The following is a 24,574-nucleotide window of genomic DNA, read 5'->3' as shown; positions in this document are numbered from 1 at the left end:
CTTGTGTTTTTTGCAATTATTTGTATACTAGAAAAAGTGAAATTAAACATGAAGTTTACTTATAGCAAACTTTTTTACTTGCAGTTGTGTCAATAAAAGGGGGAATGAACATGGAGATTGGCGAGAAGCTGCGCAATTTGCGCGTTCAAAAGAATTTGACCCAAGAAGAATTAGGCGAGCGGACCGATTTGACGAAAGGCTATATCTCACAGTTGGAACGTGATTTGAGTTCGCCTTCTATGGAAACTTTTTTTACGATCTTAGAAGTTTTAGGCGTGACACCAGAGGAATTTTTCCGAGAAGAAAATGCGCAGCATCAAGTGGTTTATCGCGAAGAAGACAGTACGCTTTATTATGATGAAGAAAATGGCTATGAATTGAAATGGCTGATTCCCGATTCCAATGAAAAAGAAATGGAGCCAGTCTTGCTGACTTTTGATAAAGCCGGCGAATACAAGACCTTTGAACCATCGTTAGCAGAAACATTTATCTATGTCTTAGAGGGCAGTGTGGCGTTGTCGTTAGGAGAAACGCAGTACAAGGCTCGTAAAGGCCAATCGATCTATTATCAGGCGACTGAGCCGCATCAATTAAAAAATATCGCCGGCAAAAAAAGCCGTGTGCTCGTAGTCGTGACGGATTCTTATTTATAGTACAGGAGGAAAGAGTGTGGGAAAAACAATAATTTCATTCAACAATGTGGTGAAGCGATTTGATGATGATGAAACAGTTTTGAAAAAAGTGAGTTTTGATATTGAAGAAGGTCGCTTTTATACATTGTTAGGTCCTTCAGGTTGTGGAAAAACAACTATTTTACGCATCATTGCGGGTTTTTCGGACGCAACAGAAGGCGACGTTTATTTTGATGGACAAAGAATTAATGACGTTCCTGCCAATCAACGGCAAGTGAATACTGTCTTTCAAGATTATGCCTTATTCCCACATATGAACGTTTTTGAAAATGTGGCATTTGGTCTGCGAATCAAAAAATTACCAAAAGATGAAGTGAATAAAAAAGTCTTAGAAGCGTTACGGTTAGTACAACTTCCTGGTTATGAGAATCGTGAAATCAGCGAAATGTCAGGAGGTCAACGCCAACGGGTCGCAATCGCACGAGCGATCGTCAATGAACCCAAAGTATTGCTTCTTGATGAACCATTGTCCGCATTGGACTTGAAATTGCGAACTGACATGCAATACGAGCTGCGGGAATTGCAGCAGCGACTAGGCATCACCTTTATTTTTGTCACCCATGACCAAGAAGAAGCGTTGGCCATGAGTGATGAGATTTTCGTCATGAACAAAGGGAAGATCGTCCAAAGCGGAACACCAGTGGATATCTACGATGAACCAATCAACCATTTCGTGGCGGATTTTGTCGGTGAAAGCAACATCGTCACAGGCACGATGATCGAAGACAACTTAGTGGAGTTTGTCGGCAAGCAATTTGAATGTGTCGATGGCGGGATGCGGCCGAATGAAGCCGTTGAGATCGTGATCCGTCCGGAAGATTTGAATTTGACGACGGCGGAAAAAGGCAAGCTGGTCGTTGAAGTAGACACGCAATTGTTCCGAGGCGTGCATTACGAAATCATTTGTTACGACGAACAAGGCAACGAATGGATGGTTCACTCTACAAGAAAAGCCACTGAAGGAAGCAAGATTGGGCTTTCCTTTGAACCAGAAGACATCCACGTCATGCGTTTCAATGAGTCCGAAGAAGATTTTGATGCTCGTTTAGAGAGCTACGAAGATTAGGAGGGAAAGCAAATGACGAAAATGCGTCGTTTTTATGCGATACCCTATGTCTTTTGGTTATTGCTATTTGTTATTGCACCAGTCTTATTGATCATCTACCAATCCTTTTTTGATATGAACGGCAACTTTTCGCTGGTCAATTATCAAAGCTACTTAGGTTCTGGCAAATATTTGATCATGACCTTAAACTCGGTTTGGTATGCCTTTTTGATCACCTTGATTACCTTAGTGATCAGCTACCCGACAGCCTATTTCTTAACTAAGCTGCGTCACAAAGATTTGTGGCTGCTGTTGATCATCTTACCAACGTGGGTCAACTTATTGTTAAAAGCCTACGCGTTTATTGGCATCTTCGGCATTCACGGTAGTGTCAACAATTTTCTAGAAATCATGGGTGTTGGACCAAAGCAGATTTTGTTTACCGACTTTAGCTTTTTGACGGTTGCCGTCTATATCGAACTGCCCTTTATGATCATGCCGATTTTTAATGCCTTAGAAGAAATGAATCCCTCTTTGATCAGTGCCAGTCGCGATTTAGGGGCAAACAGCTATGATACGTTTCGACGAGTGATTTTCCCTCTGTCGTTAAACGGGGTAAAAAGCGGCGTCCAAGCCGTCTTCATTCCATCGCTCTCCCTCTTCATGTTGACCCGTTTGATTGGGGGCAATCGCGTGATCACGCTTGGTACGGCAATCGAGCAGCACTTTCTCGTTACCCAAAATTGGGGCATGGGTTCGACCATCGGCGTCATTTTGATCATCGCCATGTTCCTCGTGATGTTGTTTACGGGAGAAAAGAAAAAAGGAGGGCAACGTAAATGAAAAAATTTCGCTGGTCGAATCTTTATCTGATCGTCGTCTTTATTCTTTTGTACGTGCCGATCTTTTATTTGATTTTCTATTCCTTCAATGAAGGAGGCACCATGAATGCTTTTACGGGTTTCACTTTTGAACATTACCAATCCGTCTTTCAAGATACCCGCTTGATGATCATCGTGTTGAACACCTTTATGCTAGCATTTTTATCAGCATTACTGGCAACGATCATTGGCACATTTGGTGCGATGGGCATCTACTATACCCGCAAGCGCCGAACGAGAACGGCCTTGTTGAGTTTAAATAATATTTTGCTGGTTTCACCAGATGTCATCATTGGTGCCAGCTTCTTGATTTTCTTTACGATGATCGGCAACTTGTTCCGTGGGTTTAGCTTAGGCTTTTTCAGCGTATTGCTTTCGCATATCGCCTTTAGTATCCCGATCGTGGTATTGATGGTCTTGCCGAAATTGCAAGAGATGAACGATTCAATGATCGATGCTGCCCGTGATTTAGGCGCGAATAATTTTCAAGTCATCAAAAATATCATTTTGCCTTTCTTGACACCGGGCATCATCGCCGGCTATTTCATGGCCTTTACTTATTCACTTGATGATTTTGCCGTGACATTCTTTGTGACGGGCAATGGCTTTAGTACCTTATCAGTAGAGATCTATTCTAGAGCACGTCAAGGAATCAGTTTAGAAATCAATGCATTAAGCACACTTGTCTTCTTATTCTCCATGATTCTGGTGGTAGGCTATTACTTTATCAGTAAAGAAAACGGCGCGAAGAAATTACGTAAAAACCGCCGTGTGGAGGTGGCAAATCTGCGATGAAACGACTACAATCTCTGATTATCGGTATTGTTGCGATCGTCCTGATCTTGCTCTTTGGTGTCCGTGAATTGGAACGCACCTCTGGTATGGCAGGTGCTGAGGTCGTCAACATCTACAACTGGGGCGACTACATCGACCCTGATTTGATCAGTAAGTTTGAAGAAGAGACTGGCTACAAAGTCAATTATGAAACCTTTGACTCAAATGAAGCGATGTTCACGAAGATCCAACAAGGCGGTACGTCCTATGACATCGCCATACCGAGTGAATACATGATTGAGAAAATGATGGAACAAAATCTTTTAAAACCATTGGATCACAGCAAAATCAAAGGGCTAGACAATATCGACCCTCGCTTTTTAGACCTGAGTTTTGATCCGGGCAATCAATATTCGATCCCTTATTTCTGGGGAACACTGGGGATCGTCTATAACGATAAATTCTTTGATGAAGGTGAGATCACCCAATGGGACGATCTTTGGAAACCCGAATTAGCAAACAGCATCATGCTGATCGATGGCGCGCGTGAAGTAATGGGATTAGGTTTGGACAGCTTAGGCTATTCTCTTAACAGCAAAGACGATGATCAACTGCAAGAGGCATTCAATAAGTTGCGGACCATGACCCCAAATATCAAAGCCATCGTCGCAGATGAAATCAAGATGTACATGGCCAATGAAGAAGCATCGGTTGCGGTCACATTTTCTGGGGAAGCAGCCGACATGATGTACGAAAATGAACACATTCATTATGTGATCCCTTCGGAAGGCTCCAACTTGTGGTTTGATAATATGGTCATTCCTAAGACTTCACAAAACGAAGCCGGTGCTTACGCCTTCTTGAACTTTATGCTAGAACCCGAGAATGCTGCACAAAACGCAGAGTACATCGGCTATTCCACACCTAACCAAGAAGCCATGGCATTACTGCCTGACGAGATCACCGAAGACGAACAGTTCTATCCATCCGATGAATTGATGGAACACCTCGAAGTCTATGAAAACTTAGGTGCTGAGTATCTTGGCATCTATAACGATTTGTTCTTGGAATTGAAGATGTATCGGAAATAAGCAAACTGCCATTAAGCAGGGAATGAATCCTGTTTAATGGCAGTTTTTTAGTAATGAATAGTCTATTTCAGCACTATACGAATATAATCATCAAAAAATTAAGTGTCTATTGATCCAAATCATTGGTAAAATATCTTCATTCAAGTTCTATTCCGCAATACTGCTTCCTCCTCCCAAGTTGCCGGATTCAATGGATCGTTAGAAGCTGTTTTCTGGTTGATGAGCTCTTGATAGGTATTGCTTTTCTTTTCTAAATAAGCGACTCGTTTTTGCGCTTCTGTAAGTTTAACGAGCGCTTTTTCTTTTTGCGATTGAATGATGTAGGCTCTTTCTTTGATCGTCGAATCGCCAAGGAGGCAAAGCGAAATATAATGCTTAATGGCTTCTAAAGACATGCCTGTTTCGCGCAAATTCTTGATACCAGTTAACCAATTGATGGAAGTCTGATTAAAAACCCGTCTGTTGTTTTTGTCCCTGATCAAACTAGGAACCAAACCCATATCGGTATAATAGCGAATCGTGTGTTCAGACAATTCAGTGATCGTGGCTGCTTCTTTGATAGAGTAAATGTTGGTCACGCCTTTCATAATTTGCTGTAGTCAAGCAAGTCGTTTGAACGTATTAGTAAAAACTGTTGTAGATCATTTTATTTTTATATCGCGTATTATAGCACAGATAATTTTGTGGAGAAAAGTAGCTTCCTATTTGAGAGCCTCAAAAAGAAAAAAGGTGGAAGAAAAATGATTGTTAGAAACTCCTTGACTTCGAGTGACTCGAAGATGCTAAAGTTTAGCTAGCTTAGCGAGCACACAAAGTATCGATGGAGGAGGGAATTATAATATGAAGAATAGAAAAATCAGAAGTTTAGCAGTTTCGCCAATCGGAATGGGGTGTATGGGGTTTTCTCACGGATATGGAAAGGTGCCAGAAGAAAAAGAGAGTATTGCATCTATTCGCAAAGCTTACGAATTTGGCTGTACATTTTTTGATACAGCAGAAGCTTATGGAAAAGAAATGTTTTATTCTGGACATAATGAGGAGTTGGTGGGTAAAGCACTGTCGCCTTTTCGAAACAAAGTTGTTCTTGCCACCAAGTATCATCTCGACGAAAAAGAAGTGAATGAAAGCACAACTCTTTACACAGCCATCCGTAACCATTTGGTTGCTTCAATGGAAAAACTGCGCACCGATTATATTGATCTCTATTATCTTCATCGAATCAATGAACAGATTTCTATAGAAGAAATAGCTGAGGTGATGGGACGATTGATCAAAGAAGGTATGATCAGAGAATGGGGACTCTCACAAGTTTCCGTGGAGACACTTGCTAAAGCACATGGGATTACCCCCGTTGGTGCTGTGCAAAATCTCTATTCAATGGTTGAGCGTGATTGTGAGCGAGAGATTTTCCCCTATTGTCTTGAGAACGAGATCGCCGTCGTTCCTTTTTCACCAATCGCTAGTGGGTTTTTATCTGGAAAAGTCACACCAGATACATCCTTTGAAGGGGATGATGTTCGCAAATTCGTCCCTCAGCTGGCTAAAGAAAACCTCGTAGCCAATCAACCGATTTTAAATATGCTAGCAGAAGTCGCTCAAGCAAAGCAGGCGACAAATGCCCAAATTTCATTGGCGTGGATGCTTCACAAGTACCCGAATGCAGTGCCGATTCCTGGATCAAAAAATCGAGGCAGGATTTTGGAAAATCTAGCTGCTTGGGATGTACAGCTTACAGATACCGAGTTTCAAGTAATTGAAAACCAATTGAATCAAATACCTGTATATGGCCATCGAGGACATGTCGAATCACAACAACAATCTTTCGGAAAACAGTGGGACAAACACTAAATTAAGAAAAAGTTGGAAAGCAGACTGCATGACGAATGTAGTCTGTTTTTTTGCGTATAGTTCATTAACAGAAATTTTTGCCATCTTACTTCTCGCAATAAATGATTCTTGCTTTACCCACTAAAAAAGCTGATCAAAATATTGCGCGATGCTTAAAAAAGAATTATGATGTGCTTATCTATTATATCTATCAAGATCCTTTTATTGCTTGGAATTATACGAAGCAACGTGAAAAAATAGAAGGACGCTTTGTTCCTAAAGAACATTTTATAAATGCTTTTTTTCAATCAAGATATAACTTGATTAAAATGAAGGAATTGTATAAAGAAAATGTGACCGTTAATATTTTTATAAAAGATTTTCAAAATCGCCATTCTCATACGTTGATGGCAGTTGACAATGTATCGTTCGCTTTGCCATTAACATACACAAAGGAAGAATTGGAGGAGAAGCTCAATGACTGAGAAAGAAAAAGTAGAAACAATCATGATAAAATATCATCGAAACTTCTCGATCTTACAGAAAAAGGCAACGCCTAGCGAACTGAAAACAGTTTTAAACTTTGTTGCAGAAGAATCGAATCGTAAACAGCGAGTGCTTGTTGGCTTAGAGAAAGAAGAATAAGTGGTCAATGAAAAAATTTAGGTTTCTTAAGAATGACCATTGAACAAGTAAAACCCGAGATAAGAAGCAAGCGCTTCTTATCTTTTTTTATATCATTATGGCGGCGTGCCGTAATGTTAGGATCAAAATAGAATAAATTCACAAAAAGTGCTTGACCTAAAGTCAACTCTAGGTGGTATCTTTTTAGATAGAAGAAATGAGCAGCGATTGTTGAAACTCAGAAAAATCACGATTCCCCTTTAGGATAACTTGCTATTTCTCGGTTTAACAGGAATTCTAAAAAGAGCGTCTAGCTCCGATTGCCGCATTTTTTTATTCCAGAGAACGATCTACTCATTTCGACTTCGTGTCTTTTTCCTTGTGAGTAAACACACGAATCATTCAAACATTACTACAGGAGGTACGTACATGTTATTAGAAAAAATCAAAAGCCCTAAAGAGTTAAAAGAATTGACCAATGGGCAACTTCAAGAACTGGTAGTAGAAGCACGAACTGCTTTATTGGAAAAAATCAGTCACCATGGGGGGCATAATGGCCCCAATCTGGGGATGGTTGAGATGACGATCGCGTTGCATAAAGTCTTTGATTCTCCCACAGATAAGCTGATTTTTGATGTGTCTCATCAGACTTATATCCATAAAATGCTGACAGGACGCGCCCATGCCTTTCTTGATGCTTCGCAGTATGATGCGGTTTCTGGTTACACAAATCCGAAAGAAAGCGAGCACGATCTCTTTACGGTCGGTCATACCTCCACCTCAGTTTCGTTGGCAAATGGTGTGGCGAAAGCCCGTGACCTAAAAAATGAAACGTATAACGTCGTTGCTGTGATTGGCGATGGTTCTCTATCAGGCGGTTTAGCGTTTGAAGGCTTGAACAATATCGTGGAATTAGGCACCAATACCATCGTGATCCTCAACGACAATGACCAATCGATTGCAGAAAATCATGGGGGGATGTATCAGAATTTGCGGACATTGCGGGAAACCAAGGGGCAAGCAGCAGACAATCTGTTCAAAGCGATTGGTTTTGAGTACCACTATTTGGATGAAGGAAATGATCTCGCTGCCTTGATCGCTTTATTTGAAAAAGTGAAAGACATTGATCATCCTGTTTTATTACACATTCATACGATCAAAGGCAAAGGCTTCAAGTTTGCGGAAGAAAATCGTGAAAAGTTTCATGCAGGCGGTCCCTTTAGTTTAGAAACAGGCGAATATATTTCTGCTGGGGGCAATCAAGTAACATACAACAGCTTAACGACGGATTATTTATTAGAAAAAATGGCGACAGATCCTAAAGTCGTGGCAGTAAACGCTGGTACACCGATGCTGCTTTTTTCTCCGGAACAAAGAGAAAAAGCAGGCAAACAATTTGTAGATGTAGGTATTGCAGAAGAACATGCGGTATCGATGGTTGCTGGGTTAGCAAAAAATGGAGCAAAACCTGTCTGGGCCGTTTTTTCTACCTTTATGCAACGTAGTTTTGATCAAATTTCCCATGATTTGGCCTTAAATCATCTGCCTGGAACGATTCTGGTATATGGTGCATCGATTCACGGCATGAATGACGAGAGCCATTTGGGAATTTTTGATATTCCATTTTTGGCACATATTCCCAACCTTATTTATCTTGCGCCAACCTCTAAAGAAGAATATCTGGCAATGTTGGATTGGTCGCTGGAACAAACCAACGCACCAGTTGCGATCCGGGTACCGGTTGGACCTGTCAACGAAATGGCAGTGACAGTCTCTACTGACTACAGTGATCAAAAAAATGAAGTGACTCAAGCTGGCACGCAGGTAGCCATCGTCGGTGTTGGGAACTTTTATGCGCTAGCGGAAGAGATCGCAGAACAATTGAAAATGCAACATGGAATTACGCCAACGGTGATCAATCCTAAGTTTATTTCAGGGGTCGACAAAGAGTTGTTGGATGCTGTGGCACGATCACACAAACTCGTTGTCACGTTGGAAGATGGCATACGAGAGGGTGGCTATGGACAAATGATTGCCAGCTACCTGGGTGATCGTGAGATTGTCGTCAAAAACTATGGCTTAGAAAAGAAATTTTATGATAATTACCGGGCAGCGGACGTTTTATCTGAACTTGGTATCACCGTTGAGACAATTACGAAAGACGTTATGGAACAGTTACAGCAATCAATTCACTAAAGCATTCTGAGTAGTTACAGTCGATTTATGAAAAGAAGGAAACCTTGCAGAAAACATACTGCAAGGTTTCTTTTTTTAGACAAACATAAATGAGTTCCAGCAATCGCCATAGAAACCTAGTAAAATACAGAAGACCAATGCTTTTCAAGCATAAAGCCCAAGCGCGTTAAGCATTGGTCAACGAGGACAATCTGGCGAATAATAAGGTAGTGAAAGGATCACTTTGTCATCTTGGACTATTGTGTTCAGAGACAAGGAAGAAAAGGTGTTTTTAAGGAAAGGGGTATTTATGAAATTTTTTTCTATGAAGTTGTTGGCACTGCTGTCGGTGGCAATGGTTGTCTATTCGGCACCGGCGATTTCTGCCAATGTCCCAGCGATTGCGGCAAGCTTTCCAGAAGTTGATGCGGTCTACATTGGGTTACTGACCACGATTCCATCATTGTTTCTTTTACTGGGGATTTTTACTACCAGCATGATCGAAAAAAGGATCGGCAAAAAATACACGATGGTCACCGGCTTGGTCATTGTGGCGGTTTTTGGCACGCTGCCGGCATGGTATCAGGGGAGCTTTCCCGTCTTGTTTCTTTCTCGAGGGATTCTTGGCTTCGGGATCGGCTTATTCAATCGTTTGGCGATTCAAATGATTAGTTTGCTGTTTCAAAATGAGCCGCAAAAGAAAGCCAAAGCTCTTGGATTAGAAAGTGCCGTCGGTGGTTTAGGTGGTATCTTTATGACTTTGCTGGTTGGGCAGCTAGTGAAAATCAGTTGGGAAATGTCCTTCTTGGTTTATGGCTTTGCCCTGATCAGTCTCTTCTTTGTCCAGCTGTTTATTCCAAACGAAACACAGGCTGTGACTAATGAGACGTTATTGGCGAACGTCACGGTTTCAAAAGAACGGAAACCGCGATCATTCGTTCTGGGTGTGCTCTTGTTTCTAATCGTTGTCTTATTTATTAATTACAATTTACAGATCACACCATTGTTATTGGAAAAAGGAATCGGGGACGCCACTGAAGGCAGTAACATGATTGCCGCCATTGCGACGGGAGCATTTATCGCCGGCAATGCCTTTGGCTTGATATACAGTCGCCTACATCGCTGGTTGCTGCCCATTGCGGCATTGCTTGCAGGAAGCAGCATCTATTTGACTTATCCATTGCAGACAGTGGGGCTACTCTTGGGTTGTTCTTTATTATTAGGCTTTGCCTTTCGCAGCATCATGCCTTTTTTCACCCACTTGCTGACGACTGGTGGTGAAGCAGAAGCTAAGTTTGGCACGATCGTCTCGATCGTTGCTTACAATTTAGGGGTCACGCTCGCACCCTATGCATCACGCTTGCTGATACTAGTCAGCGGCAATGAAACAGCAGGGATGCAGATGATCTTATCAGGGGGCATGCTATGTCTGATTGGTATGATCGCCCTTTTGGGAAATAAATTCTTTTTGTATTTTGAACGAGGGTAGGCATACGCTGGCGTGCTCCACGCTTTTCTGTCTTCAATTCATCACTTTCAGTGCTTTTAGATAGAAAGAAACGTGAATGAATGGGACGTGTAAAACTAACAGCAGCAATCAGAAGGGAGAACCAGATGTATCTTTTTCAAAAAATTGAAGAAGCAGCGTTTAAACAAAATGATGCAAGAAGGACGATCGGTGATTTTTTACTAGGCAATCGGGAAAAAGTCAGTGAGTATACTATGGAAGAAATCGCAAAACTGACCCATACCTCAAAGCCGACGTTAGTCCGTTTTGCAAAATATTTTGGCTTTTCCGGTTGGAAAGAATTTGTGTATGCCTTCGTGCATGAACTGGCACACTTTGATGATGGCTCAGCAACGATCGATGTGAATATCCCTTTTGGTGAGGCGGCAGACACATTAGAAATCATTGAAAACTTGGCGAACTTGCGCATGCAGACGATTAAAGAAACAGCGGCACTTATGACGGTAAAAGACCTGAATCAAGCCGCTCGACTAATCAATGGCGCTCAAAACGTTGTCATCTATGGGCGTAGTCCAAATTCGTATTTCGGGCAGCTGTTTAAACGCAACTTAAACACGATTCATAAAAAAGCCTTTGTTGCGGATACGGACGAAGCGGGCTTGATTTCCCAAACGCTGACCCCGCAGGATTGTGCCATTCTTATCTCTTATTCTGGCAATAATTCAGAGACCTATCCTATGAAAAATGTGAAAACATTGCTGAAAAATGGTGTGCCAATTATCAGTCTTACGAGTGGTGGGGACAACTATTTGCGGGACTATTCGACGATCGTCTTGACGATTGCTAGCCGAGAAAAACTATATTCTAAAATCGGAAATTTTTCCACAGAAGAATCGATTCAATTCCTTTTGACGGTTTTGTTTGCTCAGATTTTTTCCCTCGATTATCAGGAGAATATCCAAATGAAAATCAGCAACGCTCGTTATTTAGAAACGAGTCGAAGAACGACGTTTAAAGAGATGGCAGAAGAATAAAAGGACCACACCAAAAACGGTGTAGTCCTTTTTTCCTATTCTAAATTGTTGGAAGTGGTTGATTTCAATTCGATCGGCTCACCGGCAGCAACTAGACGAATCCGTTTCGGATTGACGATCCGATCGTACAAAGCTTCAGGGTCCCCATTAAAAGCATCGATATGCGGAGCATCCACTGTTCCCCAATGGGAGAGGATCAATTCAGCATGAGGATAGGTATTTGCCAGTTTCACGGCGTTCTCAAAGCCGATATGCCAAGCGTTGTCGTTAAAGTCAAATAAGATCGCATCTGGTTGAGGCATCTCTAATTGTTCTGGTAAAAGACGAGAATCGCCAGGAATCCACAAGGAACCATCCGGAGTATCGATCCAAAAGCCGCAATAGTCCTCAATTTGGAAGACACGGTCAAATTTTGTCGTCTCATTTTGCCAAAGGTGATACGCCTTTGTTAAAGAAATCTCCAAATTTTTAACGGTGAATGAATCATAGATTTCGTGACCTTGGGCAGCAACTTGAAAGTGCTCTTGCATAAGTTCGGCAACATATTTGGGTCCATGGAAGCTATCGGTAACCGGGACTAATTTTTCAATCGTCGGAATGCCGTAGTGATCATTATCTGAATGGGTGATCAATACCGCATCTAAGTGAGGGACTGCCGCCGGTTTGATTGGCAGATCGATCAGTAACGGCAGGTCAAATCCTTCTAAGACCGGATCGACCATGATACATGTACCACGGCTGTTTAGAAGAATACCGGAGTTTCCTAACCAGCGAATGATCGTTTGATCTGTTTTTTGAAAAGCTTCTTCATGAAAGAAAATCGTTTTTGGGGGTATTGCTTGTTTCGCGTTTGTCATGTTTCTTCGTTCCCTTCGCCTGTTTTTTATAAATCCAACCTAGAATAGCCGTTCATAACAGGCTAGACCAAATCGTTGATTCAGTAAGGATTGCTTCAATGGTTGGGGGAAGAAGCAGTGGTTTGATCCGTTGTTGCGGGATCATCGGGGCGCTCTTTTTCGGTTGGTGGGTCCATTACGTTGAAAAAGCCTATTATGATCGCGATAAATCAAAAGTAACACAATCATCTAGTAAATTATATCATTGTTTCTAGTGGCTTCGTCAAGGCGATGTTTGGTCTTTTAATGGAATGGATTTCGAAAAAAGAGCGGTTTTTAATGAAAAGATGAAATCCATTTCGTCTTTAGGAAAATATATTAGAAACGCTCTCTATAAATGGTACATTGCTGGCAGAAAGAACAGTATGTTATACCGGTAAGCACATACAACATAGATTTTCTTTGAAATTTATTTAGGGGTGGAATGTATGAGTGAAAATTATCAATCATTAGCAAAAAAAATCGTCCAGTATCTGGGGGGACAAGAAAATATCACGGATGCCTATCACTGTCAAACCCGATTGCGCTTTAAAGTCAATGAAGAAAAGCGTATAGATCAAGGAGAACTAGAGGCACTCGATGGGGTTGCCAAATACATTAATAACGCAGGGGTACATCAAGTCGTGATCGGAACACATGTCAAAGATGTCTATGAAGAAGTCACAAAATTGGTTTCGCTTCAATCATCAGGGGCGTCGGAACCTGGGGAGAAAAAAGGACCAGCAGCTGCAGTGATCGATTTTGTGGCAGGAACGTTTCAACCAATTATTCCCGCACTGTCCGGTGCCGGAATGGTTAAGGCAGTTTTGGCTTTATTGATCGTTTTTGATGTGATCACGGCTGATTCGCAAACCTATTACATGCTGAATCTTTTTGCAGATGGTGTTTTCTTCTTCTTACCAATGATCCTGGCCTTCACTGTGGCACAAAAATTGCGATGCAATCCGATTTTAGCGGCTTCAGTGGCTGCTATGATGATGCATCCTAATTGGGGTGCCTTGGTCACAGCAGGCGAACCCGTTCACTTTTTTGGGGTTATTCCTTTTACATTAGCAAATTATACGGGATCAGTCATTCCGATCCTGATCGTGATTTTTTTCCAATCGTATGTCGAAAAGTTTTTGAACAAAGTGATTCCAAAATCAGTGGAGCTGGTTTTTGTTCCGATGCTAACATTCTTGATAATGGGTACATTAGCCTTCTCGCTATTTGGACCGATCGGTAGTATCTTGGGTGGTTATTTGGCAACATTCTTTACCTTCTTAAGTGTCCATGCTAGCTGGGTTCCAGCGGTTTTGATTGGGGGCTTTTTGCCAATCATGGTGATGTTTGGATTGCACAATGGGATTGCTCCTTTAGGGGTGATGCAAATGGCAGAACTTGGGTATGACAGTATTTTTGGTCCAGGGGCATTGGTCTCAAACATTGCTCAAGCAACCGCAGTAGCAGTTGTCGCATTGCGTACGAAAGAGAAAAAAACTAAGCAGTTGGCGGTATCAGGGGCAATCACTGCCTACATGGGGATTACCGAACCCGCTTTATATGGCATCAATTTGCCCAAAAAATATCCGTTGGTTGCGGCAATGATTGGTGGGGCTTCTGGTGGTTTGTATGCTGGCTTGACCAATACGCATCGCTTTGCGACCGGTTCGTCTGGTCTCCCAGCAGTCTTACTATATATCGGTGATGATACGATGCGCTATTTTTGGAACATCATTATCGCATTGGTGATTGCAGCTGTGGTGAGTGGGGCCGTTACCTATGTCTTAAGTTTCAAATATGAAACAAAAGTGACAATTGATGTTCCGGAGATGAAAGCAGTAGTACTAGAAGATACCGGCTTGATCAATCCTGTACCGGGAATCGTGATTCCGTTGAATCAAGTCAAAGATGACGCATTTGCTTCTGAAGCACTCGGAAAAGGATTTGCCGTCGATGAACCCATCGGTGAAGTCATTGCGCCTTTTGATGGAAAAGTCGCTGCTGTTTTTCCTACCAAACACGCGATTGGCTTGGTTTCAGACACCGGAATCGAATTGTTGATCCATGTCGGTTTAGACACAGTGGAACTAAATGGTCAGTATTTTGATGCTTTAGTAGAAGCAGAGCAAAAAGTTACAAAAGGGCAGCGATTGCTGACGTTTGATGTACCGCAGATAAAAGCTGCAGGATATGTCACACAAGTACCGATCATCGTTACCAATACACCACAATATACCGCAGTCGAACGTGTGAAAGAAGGTTTGGTAGCTAAAGAAGAGGAAGTACTTGTGGTCAAAGTTTAGGAGGAAATAACATGGGATTATCAGATGATTTTTTATGGGGCGGTGCAACGGCTGCCAATCAAGCAGAAGGTGGTGTATTAGCAGGAGGACGTGGCTTATCAAATGTCGACCTCTTACCAACTGGTCCTGATCGCGCAAGAGTCGCTGCTGGTAAGTTGGAGATGTTAGAATGGCAGGAAGATTCTTTTTATCCAGCCCAAACGGCCATTGATATGTATCACCATTATATGGAAGATATTGCCCTTTTTGCCGAAATGGGTTTCAAAGTGTATCGGATGTCACTTTCTTGGTCAAGGATTTTTCCAAATGGCAATGACGAAGAGCCCAACGAAGAAGGACTGCTTTTTTATGAGAAAATCTTCAAAGAATTGAGAAAACATCAAATCGAGCCATTGGTCACGATTGCCCACTTCGATGTTCCGCTGCATTTGATCAAGGAATCTGGGGGCTGGAAAAATCGTCGGCTCATTGATTTCTATGTGACCTATGCGGAAACCGTCTTCCAGCGCTATCGCGGGTTGGTCAAATATTGGCTGACGATCAATGAAATCAATATTTTGCTGCATCAGCCTTTTGTAGGTGGCGGGATCGTCTTTAAAGAAGGGGACAATCGTCAAGAAATCAAATACCAAGCAGCGCATCATCAGTTAGTCGCCAGTGCCTTAGCAACCCAAAAGGCTCATGAAATCGATCCGACCAATCAAGTTGGTTGTATGCTGGCTGGTGGCAGTCATTATCCTTATACTTGCCGACCTGAAGATTATCAAGAAGCAATCGATCGTGATCGCGAAGGCTATTTCTTTATCGATGTGCAAGCCCGAGGCAAATACCCCAATTATGCCTTGAAAAAATTTGAGCGAGAAGGCTTAACAATCAAAATAACACCTGAGGACGAGGCGATTTTAGAGGCTTCTCCTGTTGATTTTGTCAGTTTTTCTTATTACTGTTCGCGAACGGTCAGTGCCCACCCAGAAGACTATGCGCAAGCGACAGGGAATCTCTTTCCATCAATTAAAAATGAACATCTATCATCGACTGAGTGGGGGTGGCAGATTGATCCGTTAGGACTGAGAAATTCATTGAATCAATTGTATGATCGCTATCAAAAACCGTTGTTTATCGTAGAAAATGGGTTAGGGGCGATCGATACCCCTGATGAGAATGGGTTTGTCGCAGACGATTATCGGATCGACTATTTAAAAAAACATATTCAAGCCTTCAAAGATGCAGTGACGATCGATGGCGTGGAACTACTTGGTTATACTACTTGGGGTTGTATTGATCTTGTAGCAGCCAGCACCGGTCAAATGAGTAAACGCTACGGCTTTATCTACGTGGATCGAGACGATCAAGGCAACGGCACCTTGAAACGAACCAAGAAAAAATCCTTTGAGTGGTATAAAAAAGTGATCGCTTCAAATGGGGAAGTTTTATAGCATACAAAAAGAATGACACATTTCCTCGTGTCATTCTTTTTGTATTGTGTCATCTAACATCAGGAAAGGGAAGCAGCAACTCTTTTTTCACGAGCCAATGATTGGCGCTTTGCAACGGCTTGCTATTTTTTCCCTGCAAAATGCGTAAAACGGACAAACTGATTTTGGGCTTCTTCTTGTAAAAATTCTTTTGGTGTCAGCTGAAATTCTTGTTTAAAGCAGCGTAAAAAATGGGTATAGGAGTTGAAGCCGCAAGCTTCGAACGTGGCGGTGGCGCTTCTGGTTTTACGTAAAATTTCTTTGCTCTTTAAGAGTCGTTTCTTTACCACATAGGCATGAAAGGCGACGCCAGTTTCTTTTTTGAAGGTCCTTGAAAGCGAGTATGGGCTCATGAAAAGGGCTTTGGCGACGGTCTCTAAGGAGAGATCAGCGGTCAAATGCTGATTGATATAGGTAATAGCAGCCAAAATGTCTTTATTTTTATAGAGTGAGTCGGATAAAAATAGCGGTTCTTTTTCCTGATAGGCAATCGTATTGATGGAAATCAAAAACGCAATCAAATGATTTTGATAAAGTAAGTCGGTGCCATAATTGCTATCCGTTTTTTTGCGTAAAGGACGCAATAGCTGGTCTAGTTGGTCGGCATCGATCGATAAAATACGACTGTTGATGCCGCCGTTGCTACGAAAACAGGCAGTGAGATCTGTTTGGGTAGTGGAGAGGGCAGCGAGATAACTAGGATTGATATACAGGTAGGTTCGCTCGAAAAAATCAGAAGTTTGATGAACGATTCGATGCAAGACGTTTGGAGGAATCAAGATGATCGTACCAGGTTCTAGAGGGAATTCTCCGCCATCGATAAAGAAGACCGCTGATCCTTTTAAGGTACAGTGAATCTCATAAAAACTATGGTAATGATAAAGGGTATTGTTTTCTTCTACGATGTCTTTGATATGAAAGGCCTCAAAACGATCGTTGATCATCGTATCCGCACTTTGCTTCTCCATGATTGGCTCCTTTCGTACTCGTTTGTTTTTATCATACAAGAATAGATAGTAAAGTGTCAATAACTGCTATTTTTGTGTAAATGTAAGCGTGTTACGATCAATCTATCAAAGAGAAATGAGAGGATGAACCCAATGGTGATTTTAGAACAGTTATTTGTGGAAAAACGTGTTGTAGAAGAAAAAATTGATCGCATGATCGAAAATTTAACGACGATCAAGGATGATAATGGCGAATTTCTATTAGACTTTGACGGCTTGATCGTTGATGATAAAAGCTGGGGGATTTGGAACTGGCCGCAAGGGGTGGGACTATACGGCATTTATAAAAACTACCAAATCACCAAAAATCCCAAAGCGCTCCAAGTTGTGGAAGAATGGTTTGAGCAGCGGATGTTAGAAGGCGCGCCGCCTAAAAATGTCAACACGATGGCGCCGCTTTTGGCAATGGCGTATCTTTATGAAGACACCAAAGATTCTCGTTACTTGCCGTACCTTGAACAATGGGCGGAATGGGTCATGCATGATATGCCGCGAACCGATGAAAATGGTCTGCAGCATGCGACCTATGGACCAGAAAATCGCAACCAGCTTTGGGACGATACCTTGATGATGACCGCTTTGCCTTTGGCGAAAATTGGCATGTTGCTGAATCGTCCGGCCTATATCGAAGAAGCAAAACAACAATTTATGATCCATATCAAATACTTAGTTGATAAAAAAACTGGTCTTTGGTTCCACGGCTGGACCTTTGAAGAACGCCACAATTATGCGCAAGCGCTTTGGGCAAGAGGCAACTGCTGGATCACCATTGCGATTCCTGAGATCATTGACATTCTCGACTTGCAAGAAGGAGATGCGTTACGAGGCTTCTTGATCAATACCCTCTTAGACCAACTAGCTGCCTTGCAAGAAATGCAAGATGAAAGTGGTTTGTGGCACACCTTGTTAGATGATCCTAGCTCGTATGTGGAGGCTTCTGCGACGGCTGGTTTTGCCTATGGGATTTTAAAAGCCGTTCATAAGCGTTACATTGACAAAGCTTGGGAAGATGTTGCCTATAAAGCGTTAGCCGGTTTGATCGAACAAGTCGCAGAAGATGGAGAAGTCCAAAATGTTTCCATCGGTACTGGAATGGGAGAAGACTTGGAGTACTACAAAAACATCGCGATTACAGCAATGCCTTACGGGCAATCACTGACAGTTTTAGCATTTACTGAACTATTGGTTTCATTTTGTTAAGTTAAACACCTTACGTAATAAAGAGAGGAGCAGACAAAGATGATCAAAAAAGCGATTCGGATGAAGCTACATCCTGGTTATGAAGCAGAATATGAAAAACGGCATCGCGAACTATGGCCAGAACTAAAAGAGCAGCTCATAGCACACGGGGCGAAAAGCTACCAGATTTTCTTAGATCCAGAAAGCCTTGCGTTGTTTGGCTACCTTGAGATTGAAGATGAAACCCGCTGGCAGCAGTTAGCGGCAACCGAGATCAACCAAAAATGGTGGCATTACATGGCAGAACTTATGGAAACAAATCCGGATGATTCGCCAGTGACACAGGAGTTAAAGGAAGTCTTTACGCTGTAAGCTAGACAAAAATGTTTATTTCTTAAAACGAACACGGTCGCATCAATTGTTTGACATCAATTACTGGTTAGTCAAAGAGGTAGTTCGCTCACGAATGTGAGCGGACTACCTCTTTTGTTGAAATAGCAACACAGTCATTTCGGATAGAAGAAACGTTAAGAGAGAAGTGCTTTTTCTTGCTGCTTCAAAAATTTCTTTGGTGTCATACCGGTAATCTTTTTAAACGTTTGAACAAAATATTCGGGGGCATTACTAAAGCCCGTCATCGCTGCCACTTCGTAGACTTTGTAGTTTTTCTTCAGCAGTTCTTGTGCTTTTTGGATGCGGTATTCGGCTAATTTTTGATTGAAGCGAATCCCGGTTTCTTTGTAATAGGTTTTTCCTAAGTATTCAGGATTTAAGTACAAAAGATGGGCGGCGATCCATTTCAATGACAATGCTTCATGGTCATAATATTCTTCGATGATCAGGTTGACTTTTTGGGACAGCTGCATGTTCTCGCTATCGTCTAAGCTGCCCCGCATCAAATCGATACAGTGAAGCAGCATAAACTGGAGTTCGTGCCAATTATTCAAGAGCATGATCTTTGGGGAATAGTCATCAAAGTAGATGTCTTTTTTGATGCGATGGTTTTCAAAAATTGCCGATAACAAATCGTTGACCTGCAGCCGCAATAGTTGGACAGGGTAAAGCTCCATGCGACAGGTAGAAAAAAAGTTTTCCGTAAGAACTTGGGCTAAAGTCAGTTCGCCTTTGTCGATCAATGCCAAAAGTTTTTCACGGTATTCCATATAGAGACTATTTTCATAGACATTTTCTTGTGAGATTTGGGCTTCTTGGATGACTTCAAAGGTATCAAAATAAAACTCCTTATCCAAGTTCCGCTTGCCTAAATGATAACTGAGTAAAAATTTTTCGGGGGTTTCGACCCAGCAATTGATGGCGATCCCTTTTCCTAGATGCGCAGCCTGTACCTTCGTTTTAAAAAAGAGATTAAAGGTATTTTCCGTACTGAAGTTCAGGATATAGCCAACTTTGTTTTGATGACCGATCACCAACTCGTGATGGTTCTCATAGCTTTCGATCCGCTTGGCGATGGCGTGATAGAATTTCGAATCAAATAAGTACATACAAAATGGAAAAACGAACGATTCAGGCAGCGGTTCTTCTCCGCAGCTATTGATGTATTGTTCAATTTGTTGTTTTAAATAGAGGGTAGATTCCATTTGACGACGTTCAGAACGTTCGATCGTCTCAGCCAACGCTTCTGAAAGCTTGCTCGGAAAAACAGGTTTTTCAAGGAAAAATTTGACCCCTAAAGCCATCGCTTCTTTGGCAAAGGAGAAGCTGCCAAAGCCTGTCAAAATAATGATTTGAATCGCAGGATTGATGGCTTTTAATTTTTTGATCAAGGCAAGTCCATTGACTTTAGGCATATTGATGTCGGTAATCACGATGTCGATGGTGTTTTGCTGACAAAATGCCAAGGCTTCTTCACTGTCTGTGTAAATTCCTTTGACCACTAATGGGAAATCAAAAGAAGCAACGAGGTTAGCCACACCATTTGCTATCAAGGGTTCATCGTCAACAACGAGGATATTTTTCATGTTTCACTCACTCCTTTTAAGGGGATCACAAAGCGCACCGTCGTCTTTTTGAAGGGAATCGAGGAGACGATGGCTAAGGACGCTTGATCACCATAATGCAGTTGCAATCGTTTTTGAATATTGGTCAATCCGATGCCGCCTTCTTTTTCAATCGAGAAGTTGGCTTTAAAACCAGGGCCATTGTCAGAGACACTGACTTGGAGAAAGGTTGCTTGTTGTTCAATCGTAAGGACGAGGCGACACGTCTCCTTCATATCATTGACCGCGTATTTAAAGACATTTTCAATCAATGGTTGAATCAGTAACTTAGGAATCTTAAAGGACAAGTCATTCACCAAAATTACTTCGATATACTCGATCCGTTTCCCGAAGCGAACGTTTTGAATATTGATATAGGCGTGCACGATATCTAATTCATCTTGTAGCGTTGTGAAGTCAGACTTGGTATCGATTTTTTTTCGAAACAAATAGGCAAGGGAGGTGACCATCTCTGAGATCTGCCACTGCTGATTTTCAATGGCGATCCAGTTGATCGAGTCTAACGTATTGTATAGAAAATGTGGATCTAATTGCGCTTGCAATCCTTTAAATTCGATTTCTTGGGACAATATACGCATTTCATAATTGTCCTTGATCAAGGCATTTAATTCATCGATCATCGTATTGTAGCTTTCATAAAGGACCATGATCTCTTCTTGACTATTTTCTGGGACAGCGAGGGTCTTTAAAGAGGCCAGTTTTTTCGTTTTCCGCAGAACTGCCATTTGCGAAGCCAAGTCAGCTAAAGGGCGGGTCAGCTGATTGCTTATTTTCCGAATCACAACAATAATCAAACATAAAAAAGGCAAACTCACAGCGATGGAAAGGCCTTGTAGTTTATAAAGATCAGCTAAGACTTGATTTTCAGGCAGTAAATAAATGAAGGTCATATTCGGCATCGTCTTCCGATCCATTGCGTAGTAGTACTGGCGATTATCAAACGTCATGGAGCCGATCGATCGCTGGAAGGTTTCCATTTTTTGCTGCAAGGTATTTTGATCCGCAGCGAGGGTTTGCTCGTCATTTGCGGTACTATAAAATTGGTTCTGATACGCCATGAAAAATTGGTTTTGTTCGGAGACAATGGGAAGACTTTCGATCTCGTTACGAAAGAAGGACGTATTCACTAGAAATATCACCGTACCAATATAGGTTAAAGAAAGATCGGCTGTTGAATAGATTTTTCGCAGGTAGACGCCTTGAGAAAGGTCTTTTGCAAAAAACCAACTCCCTTTGGCAGGCTTATCGGGCAAAGTCTCGATCATATCTTTGATGGTTTGGCCATTAAAGATATGGTCGGTCTCGGCTAGAAAGTTGATCATGTTTTCGTTCGTTGGGGTAAAGAGATAGACGTTTTGAATCGTTGATTCATTGCGTACGAGGGCGTTGATTTCTGCACTTAAGGCATTCTTTTGGTCGATCGCCTCTAAGGATTGCAAGGAATCTTGTGCCAAGATCCTTTGTAGGCCATTTTGGATCGGTGCACTATCGATAATGCGAAAAGAGAGGGTTTCGACGGCAGTTAAACGCTTGGCGATATTTGTTGAAATGATCGAGACATCTTTATACGCGGCTTCTTTCAGCTGCGCCATGTAGACTTGTCGCCAAACTAAGGTCAGGAGAACAGCCAATGAGACGATAATTGCCACCGTCGCAAAAAAGACAAAATGTAACTGTCGCTCAAAAGGCTGCTTTTTAAAGTGATTGATCAGCTTCTGGGACTTCATGGACACTGCCTCGCTTTGCTTGCAATTGTTTGGTTTTTTCAATCATCTGACCATGAAAAAATTCAGCGAAGAACAAGAAAATCACCAGTCCAAAGACGAGTAACAAAGAGGTTTTGGCAGTCAATAAGAGAAACAATAAATACCAGGTAAACAACAAGGCAAGGTCTTGCAGTGGGTAGCGAAAGACTAGAAAGATACTGACGTACAAGGTCTGTTTCCAAGCGTGTTGTTCGGCTTTGGCATAGGTCATAAAGCTGATGAATGCAGTGTAAAGGAGGAGAATCGTTAAAAGTAAATAGACAGGGCGCAGCCAAGCCATTTCAGTCGGGAAAAAATGAGTGATCCGTAAGTTAAACAATAACAGGAGTACTGTACTTAATAGTCCAATGCCAAAAAGGGAAAAGGTGCGAAAGGCTTGCTTGTAGGCTTGCCAGAAGGCAACAACCGAATAGTCATGGCCAGTTTTACGAAAATCATGTAAACATTTGATCGTGACAGCGGTGGCAGGACCGAAGCCAAAGATCCCCAATCCTAAAAGGGTAAAGAAAAGCCATAAAAGGTTTAATTTAGCAAAATAAGCTGTTACCGTAAAAAGACGAAACAGTCCGGTTTGTATTTTTTTCATTGTTTCCACCTACCTTGTTTTTTGAAAAGAAAGCCTTTTCAACGCTAGTATAGCATAGTATATTGGAAAAAATAGAGCATGTCTGTTTTTTTACATTTTTCATCTGTTTTTCTATTTTTTTCTAGCTATTGCCCGTGAAGGCTTAGCCTTCAGCAAAAACGACAGTCTAGTTTTTCACATATTTGCTCTTGTTTTTTCATTTTTATTAACGAGGATTTCCATTACAATCAGCTTGTAAGCGCAAACAAAAAGGAGTGTAGAAGAATGAAGAAAACTTTTTTTAAAGCAGCGAGCTTGTTGTTTCTTGGTGCGACCTTAGCAGCTTGTGGCAACAACGGCAATAGTAGCGGAAGCTCAGAAGCTGATGCAGATGGGAAAACGACGATTTCCTTTACCTGGTGGGGCTCAGAAGTCAGACACGAGAAGTATATCGAATCAATCAAAGAATTTGAGAAACAAAATCCTGACATCAAAGTTGAATATGAATATGGTTCTTGGGATGACCATTGGAAAAAACTAGCAACAAAAGCGGCTTCTGGAGAATTACCTGATGTGATCCAGATGGATGTGCAGTACATTGCGCAATATGGAACGAAAAATCAATTAGCAGATATGTCGGAATTTATCGGCAATGAGATTCAAACCGATGATATCAAAGAATCGATTTTAGCAACTGGCGAGTTAGATGGAAACATTTTTGGCATACCAACTTCTGTCAATACTATGGCGATGCTCTACAATCCATCATTGGTAGAACAAGGGGGCACTGGGATCGACTTTAGCAATTATACCTTCGATGACCTTGTAGAAAGTACGGCAGCGATCGCTGAAGCAACAGGTGATTACGGTTGGAATGATAACAATGACAACAGTACGATTTTGCAATATTTTTTACGCACTAAAGGTGAAGATCTATACAAATACGATGCGGACGGCAAACCAGAGATCGGTTTTACCAAAGAAAACTGGGTTGAATTTATGGGGGCTATCGCGGATCTTACGGAAGCCAAAGCAATGCCAACCGCAGAAGTGACTAGCAATGCCAACAGTATGGATCAATATCCGTTTTCACAAGGAAAAGCAGCCTATATGATGACTTGGTCCAATCAATACTTGACTTATAAAGCCTCCGCCGCAGAAGATGTCGAAATCAACTTGGCTCGTCCATTCGACTCAGAAAACGGGGCGATGGCGTATCGACCAGGGTTCTTTTATTCGATCGCGAATGCTTCTGAATCAAAAGAAGCAGCTGCGAAGTTTGTTGACTTTTTAGTGAATAGTGAAGAAGCCAATAAGATCATCGGTACTGAGCGGGGAATTCCTTCTAATGATGCCATCAAAGAATTGCTTTATGCCGACATGACACCAGAAGAGCAAGAGTCATCTGATTTCTTAGATGATATTGCAGACATCGTCGGTGATCCATCCCCAATCCCACCAATTGGGTTTGCTGAAATCAACACGTACTTTAAAGAGCTGTACGCAGAGATCACTTATGGCACGATGACACCAGAAGAAACTTATGATGCCTTTACGCAACGCTGCGAAGAAATTTTTGCAGAAAACTATCAATAAGCATAGATGCGGCGCCTTTACTGACTTTTTCAGTAAAGGCGTTTTTTTAGGAGAAGCACTGGAGGAAAAAAATATAGGTCCTCTAGTTTTTCACATTTCTGTGCTTTTTTTTCTATTCATTCTTAAGAAGCACTTCGTTAAAATCAACTTGTAAGCGTAATCAACTATAGGAGGTA

General features: G+C 41.8%; 23 protein-coding genes. 17 read left to right on the top strand and 6 right to left on the bottom strand.

Features of this window, described 5'->3' with window-relative positions:
* The first annotated feature begins 110 nt into the window (after positions 1-110).
* From IGK85_RS12670 to IGK85_RS12650, 5 genes are read left to right on the top strand one after another with little or no spacing between them, the layout of a single operon-like run.
* Positions 111-653 (top strand): helix-turn-helix domain-containing protein, encoded by a 543-nt coding sequence (locus tag IGK85_RS12670; protein WP_008380724.1) that lies wholly within the window; start codon positions 111-113, stop codon positions 651-653.
* A gap of 16 nt (positions 654-669) precedes the next feature.
* Positions 670-1,758, top strand: coding sequence for an ABC transporter ATP-binding protein (locus IGK85_RS12665; protein ID WP_005228533.1), 1,089 nt, complete (start codon positions 670-672; stop codon positions 1,756-1,758).
* A 12-nt stretch (positions 1,759-1,770) separates the two neighbouring features.
* Positions 1,771-2,580, top strand: coding sequence for an ABC transporter permease (locus IGK85_RS12660; RefSeq protein WP_005234157.1), 810 nt, complete (start codon positions 1,771-1,773; stop codon positions 2,578-2,580).
* A complete protein-coding gene (locus IGK85_RS12655) occupies positions 2,577-3,413 on the top strand; it encodes an ABC transporter permease (protein ID WP_005228535.1) in 837 nt (278 codons plus the stop codon). Before IGK85_RS12660 ends, IGK85_RS12655 begins: the two co-directional genes overlap by 4 nt.
* The gene (locus IGK85_RS12650) at positions 3,410-4,483 is read left to right on the top strand and encodes an ABC transporter substrate-binding protein (protein WP_005234158.1); all 1,074 of its coding nucleotides are present in this window, start codon (positions 3,410-3,412) and stop codon (positions 4,481-4,483) included. The genes IGK85_RS12655 and IGK85_RS12650 overlap by 4 nt, the downstream gene beginning before the upstream one ends.
* Before the next feature lie 140 nt (positions 4,484-4,623).
* On the opposite strand, the gene IGK85_RS12645 is transcribed toward IGK85_RS12650, so the two are convergent.
* On the bottom strand, positions 4,624-5,070 hold the full coding sequence (locus tag IGK85_RS12645; RefSeq protein WP_005234159.1) for a MerR family transcriptional regulator: 447 nt from the start codon (positions 5,068-5,070) through the stop codon (positions 4,624-4,626).
* Between the two features lie 253 nt (positions 5,071-5,323).
* On the opposite strand from IGK85_RS12645, the gene IGK85_RS12640 reads away from it, so the two are divergent.
* From IGK85_RS12640 to IGK85_RS12615, 6 genes are all read left to right on the top strand, one after another.
* Positions 5,324-6,331, top strand: a complete 1,008-nt coding sequence (locus tag IGK85_RS12640; RefSeq protein ID WP_008380731.1) for an aldo/keto reductase — start codon at positions 5,324-5,326, stop codon at positions 6,329-6,331.
* Between the two features lie 170 nt (positions 6,332-6,501).
* Positions 6,502-6,795, top strand: coding sequence for a zeta toxin family protein (locus IGK85_RS12635; RefSeq protein WP_231472762.1), 294 nt, complete (start codon positions 6,502-6,504; stop codon positions 6,793-6,795).
* The gene (locus IGK85_RS12630) at positions 6,788-6,955 is read left to right on the top strand and encodes a hypothetical protein (RefSeq protein WP_005234163.1); all 168 of its coding nucleotides are present in this window, start codon (positions 6,788-6,790) and stop codon (positions 6,953-6,955) included. The genes IGK85_RS12635 and IGK85_RS12630 overlap by 8 nt, the downstream gene beginning before the upstream one ends.
* A gap of 408 nt (positions 6,956-7,363) precedes the next feature.
* Positions 7,364-9,130: a 1-deoxy-D-xylulose-5-phosphate synthase gene (locus IGK85_RS12625; RefSeq protein ID WP_008380732.1), complete on the top strand. Its 1,767-nt coding sequence runs from the start codon at positions 7,364-7,366 to the stop codon at positions 9,128-9,130.
* Positions 9,131-9,419: 289 nt separating this feature from the next.
* Positions 9,420-10,598 (top strand): MFS transporter, encoded by a 1,179-nt coding sequence (locus tag IGK85_RS12620; protein WP_035006986.1) that lies wholly within the window; start codon positions 9,420-9,422, stop codon positions 10,596-10,598.
* Between the two features lie 125 nt (positions 10,599-10,723).
* Positions 10,724-11,611, top strand: coding sequence for a MurR/RpiR family transcriptional regulator (locus IGK85_RS12615; RefSeq protein WP_008380734.1), 888 nt, complete (start codon positions 10,724-10,726; stop codon positions 11,609-11,611).
* A gap of 35 nt (positions 11,612-11,646) precedes the next feature.
* Here the strand turns inward: IGK85_RS12615 and IGK85_RS12610 are convergent, their stop codons facing one another.
* A complete protein-coding gene (locus IGK85_RS12610; protein ID WP_008380735.1) occupies positions 11,647-12,468 on the bottom strand; it encodes an MBL fold metallo-hydrolase in 822 nt (273 codons plus the stop codon).
* Positions 12,469-12,566: 98 nt separating this feature from the next.
* On the opposite strand from IGK85_RS12610, the gene IGK85_RS12605 reads away from it, so the two are divergent.
* From IGK85_RS12605 to IGK85_RS12595, 3 genes are all read left to right on the top strand, one after another.
* Positions 12,567-12,722, top strand: coding sequence for a hypothetical protein (locus IGK85_RS12605; RefSeq protein ID WP_008380736.1), 156 nt, complete (start codon positions 12,567-12,569; stop codon positions 12,720-12,722).
* 213 nt (positions 12,723-12,935) lie between these two features.
* Positions 12,936-14,792, top strand: a complete 1,857-nt coding sequence (locus tag IGK85_RS12600) for a beta-glucoside-specific PTS transporter subunit IIABC (RefSeq protein WP_005234172.1) — start codon at positions 12,936-12,938, stop codon at positions 14,790-14,792.
* An 11-nt stretch (positions 14,793-14,803) separates the two neighbouring features.
* Positions 14,804-16,228: a 6-phospho-beta-glucosidase gene (locus tag IGK85_RS12595; protein ID WP_008380737.1), complete on the top strand. Its 1,425-nt coding sequence runs from the start codon at positions 14,804-14,806 to the stop codon at positions 16,226-16,228.
* A gap of 122 nt (positions 16,229-16,350) precedes the next feature.
* Here the strand turns inward: IGK85_RS12595 and IGK85_RS12590 are convergent, their stop codons facing one another.
* Positions 16,351-17,235 (bottom strand): AraC family transcriptional regulator, encoded by an 885-nt coding sequence (locus IGK85_RS12590; protein ID WP_008380738.1) that lies wholly within the window; start codon positions 17,233-17,235, stop codon positions 16,351-16,353.
* Positions 17,236-17,367: 132 nt separating this feature from the next.
* Here IGK85_RS12590 and IGK85_RS12585 point away from each other — a divergent pair, with 132 nt between their 5' ends.
* The gene (locus IGK85_RS12585) at positions 17,368-18,474 is read left to right on the top strand and encodes a glycoside hydrolase family 88/105 protein (protein WP_008380741.1); all 1,107 of its coding nucleotides are present in this window, start codon (positions 17,368-17,370) and stop codon (positions 18,472-18,474) included.
* Between the two features lie 39 nt (positions 18,475-18,513).
* Positions 18,514-18,825 carry an L-rhamnose mutarotase gene (rhaM, locus tag IGK85_RS12580; RefSeq protein WP_008380743.1) on the top strand — a complete coding sequence of 104 codons (312 nt, stop codon included), beginning with the start codon at positions 18,514-18,516 and terminating at the stop codon, positions 18,823-18,825.
* A gap of 155 nt (positions 18,826-18,980) precedes the next feature.
* On the opposite strand, the gene IGK85_RS12575 is transcribed toward rhaM, so the two are convergent.
* From IGK85_RS12575 to IGK85_RS12565, 3 genes are read right to left on the bottom strand one after another with little or no spacing between them, the layout of a single operon-like run.
* Positions 18,981-20,432 (bottom strand): response regulator, encoded by a 1,452-nt coding sequence (locus IGK85_RS12575; protein ID WP_005234181.1) that lies wholly within the window; start codon positions 20,430-20,432, stop codon positions 18,981-18,983.
* Positions 20,429-22,198, bottom strand: a complete 1,770-nt coding sequence (locus tag IGK85_RS12570) for a sensor histidine kinase (protein ID WP_008380747.1) — start codon at positions 22,196-22,198, stop codon at positions 20,429-20,431. Before IGK85_RS12570 ends, IGK85_RS12575 begins: the two co-directional genes overlap by 4 nt.
* Positions 22,167-22,823: a DUF624 domain-containing protein gene (locus tag IGK85_RS12565; protein ID WP_008380749.1), complete on the bottom strand. Its 657-nt coding sequence runs from the start codon at positions 22,821-22,823 to the stop codon at positions 22,167-22,169. Before IGK85_RS12565 ends, IGK85_RS12570 begins: the two co-directional genes overlap by 32 nt.
* 264 nt (positions 22,824-23,087) lie before the next feature.
* Between IGK85_RS12565 and IGK85_RS12560 the strand changes: the two genes are divergently transcribed.
* Positions 23,088-24,398: an ABC transporter substrate-binding protein gene (locus IGK85_RS12560; protein WP_005234184.1), complete on the top strand. Its 1,311-nt coding sequence runs from the start codon at positions 23,088-23,090 to the stop codon at positions 24,396-24,398.
* Positions 24,399-24,574: the final 176 nt, after the last annotated feature.

The organism is Enterococcus sp. AZ015 (genome assembly GCF_050499225.1).
Lineage (GTDB): Bacteria > Bacillota > Bacilli > Lactobacillales > Enterococcaceae > Enterococcus_D > Enterococcus_D entomosocium.
Note: the sequence above shows the minus strand (reverse complement) of the source record. Positions and strands in the feature narration are given on the sequence as shown.

Bases quoted from the DNA above. Each gene is read 5' to 3' on its own strand.
- IGK85_RS12670 (WP_008380724.1), top strand. From the start codon at position 111: ATGGAGATTGGCGAGAAGCTGCGCAATTTGCGCGTTCAAAAGAATTTG.
- IGK85_RS12660 (WP_005234157.1), top strand. From the start codon at position 1,771: ATGACGAAAATGCGTCGTTTTTATGCGATACCCTATGTCTTTTGGTTA.
- IGK85_RS12655 (WP_005228535.1), top strand. From the start codon at position 2,577: ATGAAAAAATTTCGCTGGTCGAATCTTTATCTGATCGTCGTCTTTATT.
- IGK85_RS12650 (WP_005234158.1), top strand. From the start codon at position 3,410: ATGAAACGACTACAATCTCTGATTATCGGTATTGTTGCGATCGTCCTG.
- IGK85_RS12645 (WP_005234159.1), bottom strand. From the start codon at position 5,070: ATGAAAGGCGTGACCAACATTTACTCTATCAAAGAAGCAGCCACGATC.
- IGK85_RS12640 (WP_008380731.1), top strand. From the start codon at position 5,324: ATGAAGAATAGAAAAATCAGAAGTTTAGCAGTTTCGCCAATCGGAATG.
- IGK85_RS12630 (WP_005234163.1), top strand. From the start codon at position 6,788: ATGACTGAGAAAGAAAAAGTAGAAACAATCATGATAAAATATCATCGA.
- IGK85_RS12625 (WP_008380732.1), top strand. From the start codon at position 7,364: ATGTTATTAGAAAAAATCAAAAGCCCTAAAGAGTTAAAAGAATTGACC.
- IGK85_RS12620 (WP_035006986.1), top strand. From the start codon at position 9,420: ATGAAATTTTTTTCTATGAAGTTGTTGGCACTGCTGTCGGTGGCAATG.
- IGK85_RS12615 (WP_008380734.1), top strand. From the start codon at position 10,724: ATGTATCTTTTTCAAAAAATTGAAGAAGCAGCGTTTAAACAAAATGAT.
- IGK85_RS12610 (WP_008380735.1), bottom strand. From the start codon at position 12,468: ATGACAAACGCGAAACAAGCAATACCCCCAAAAACGATTTTCTTTCAT.
- IGK85_RS12605 (WP_008380736.1), top strand. From the start codon at position 12,567: ATGGTTGGGGGAAGAAGCAGTGGTTTGATCCGTTGTTGCGGGATCATC.
- IGK85_RS12600 (WP_005234172.1), top strand. From the start codon at position 12,936: ATGAGTGAAAATTATCAATCATTAGCAAAAAAAATCGTCCAGTATCTG.
- IGK85_RS12595 (WP_008380737.1), top strand. From the start codon at position 14,804: ATGGGATTATCAGATGATTTTTTATGGGGCGGTGCAACGGCTGCCAAT.
- IGK85_RS12590 (WP_008380738.1), bottom strand. From the start codon at position 17,235: ATGGAGAAGCAAAGTGCGGATACGATGATCAACGATCGTTTTGAGGCC.
- IGK85_RS12585 (WP_008380741.1), top strand. From the start codon at position 17,368: ATGGTGATTTTAGAACAGTTATTTGTGGAAAAACGTGTTGTAGAAGAA.
- rhaM (WP_008380743.1), top strand. From the start codon at position 18,514: ATGATCAAAAAAGCGATTCGGATGAAGCTACATCCTGGTTATGAAGCA.
- IGK85_RS12575 (WP_005234181.1), bottom strand. From the start codon at position 20,432: ATGAAAAATATCCTCGTTGTTGACGATGAACCCTTGATAGCAAATGGT.
- IGK85_RS12570 (WP_008380747.1), bottom strand. From the start codon at position 22,198: ATGAAGTCCCAGAAGCTGATCAATCACTTTAAAAAGCAGCCTTTTGAG.
- IGK85_RS12565 (WP_008380749.1), bottom strand. From the start codon at position 22,823: ATGAAAAAAATACAAACCGGACTGTTTCGTCTTTTTACGGTAACAGCT.
- IGK85_RS12560 (WP_005234184.1), top strand. From the start codon at position 23,088: ATGAAGAAAACTTTTTTTAAAGCAGCGAGCTTGTTGTTTCTTGGTGCG.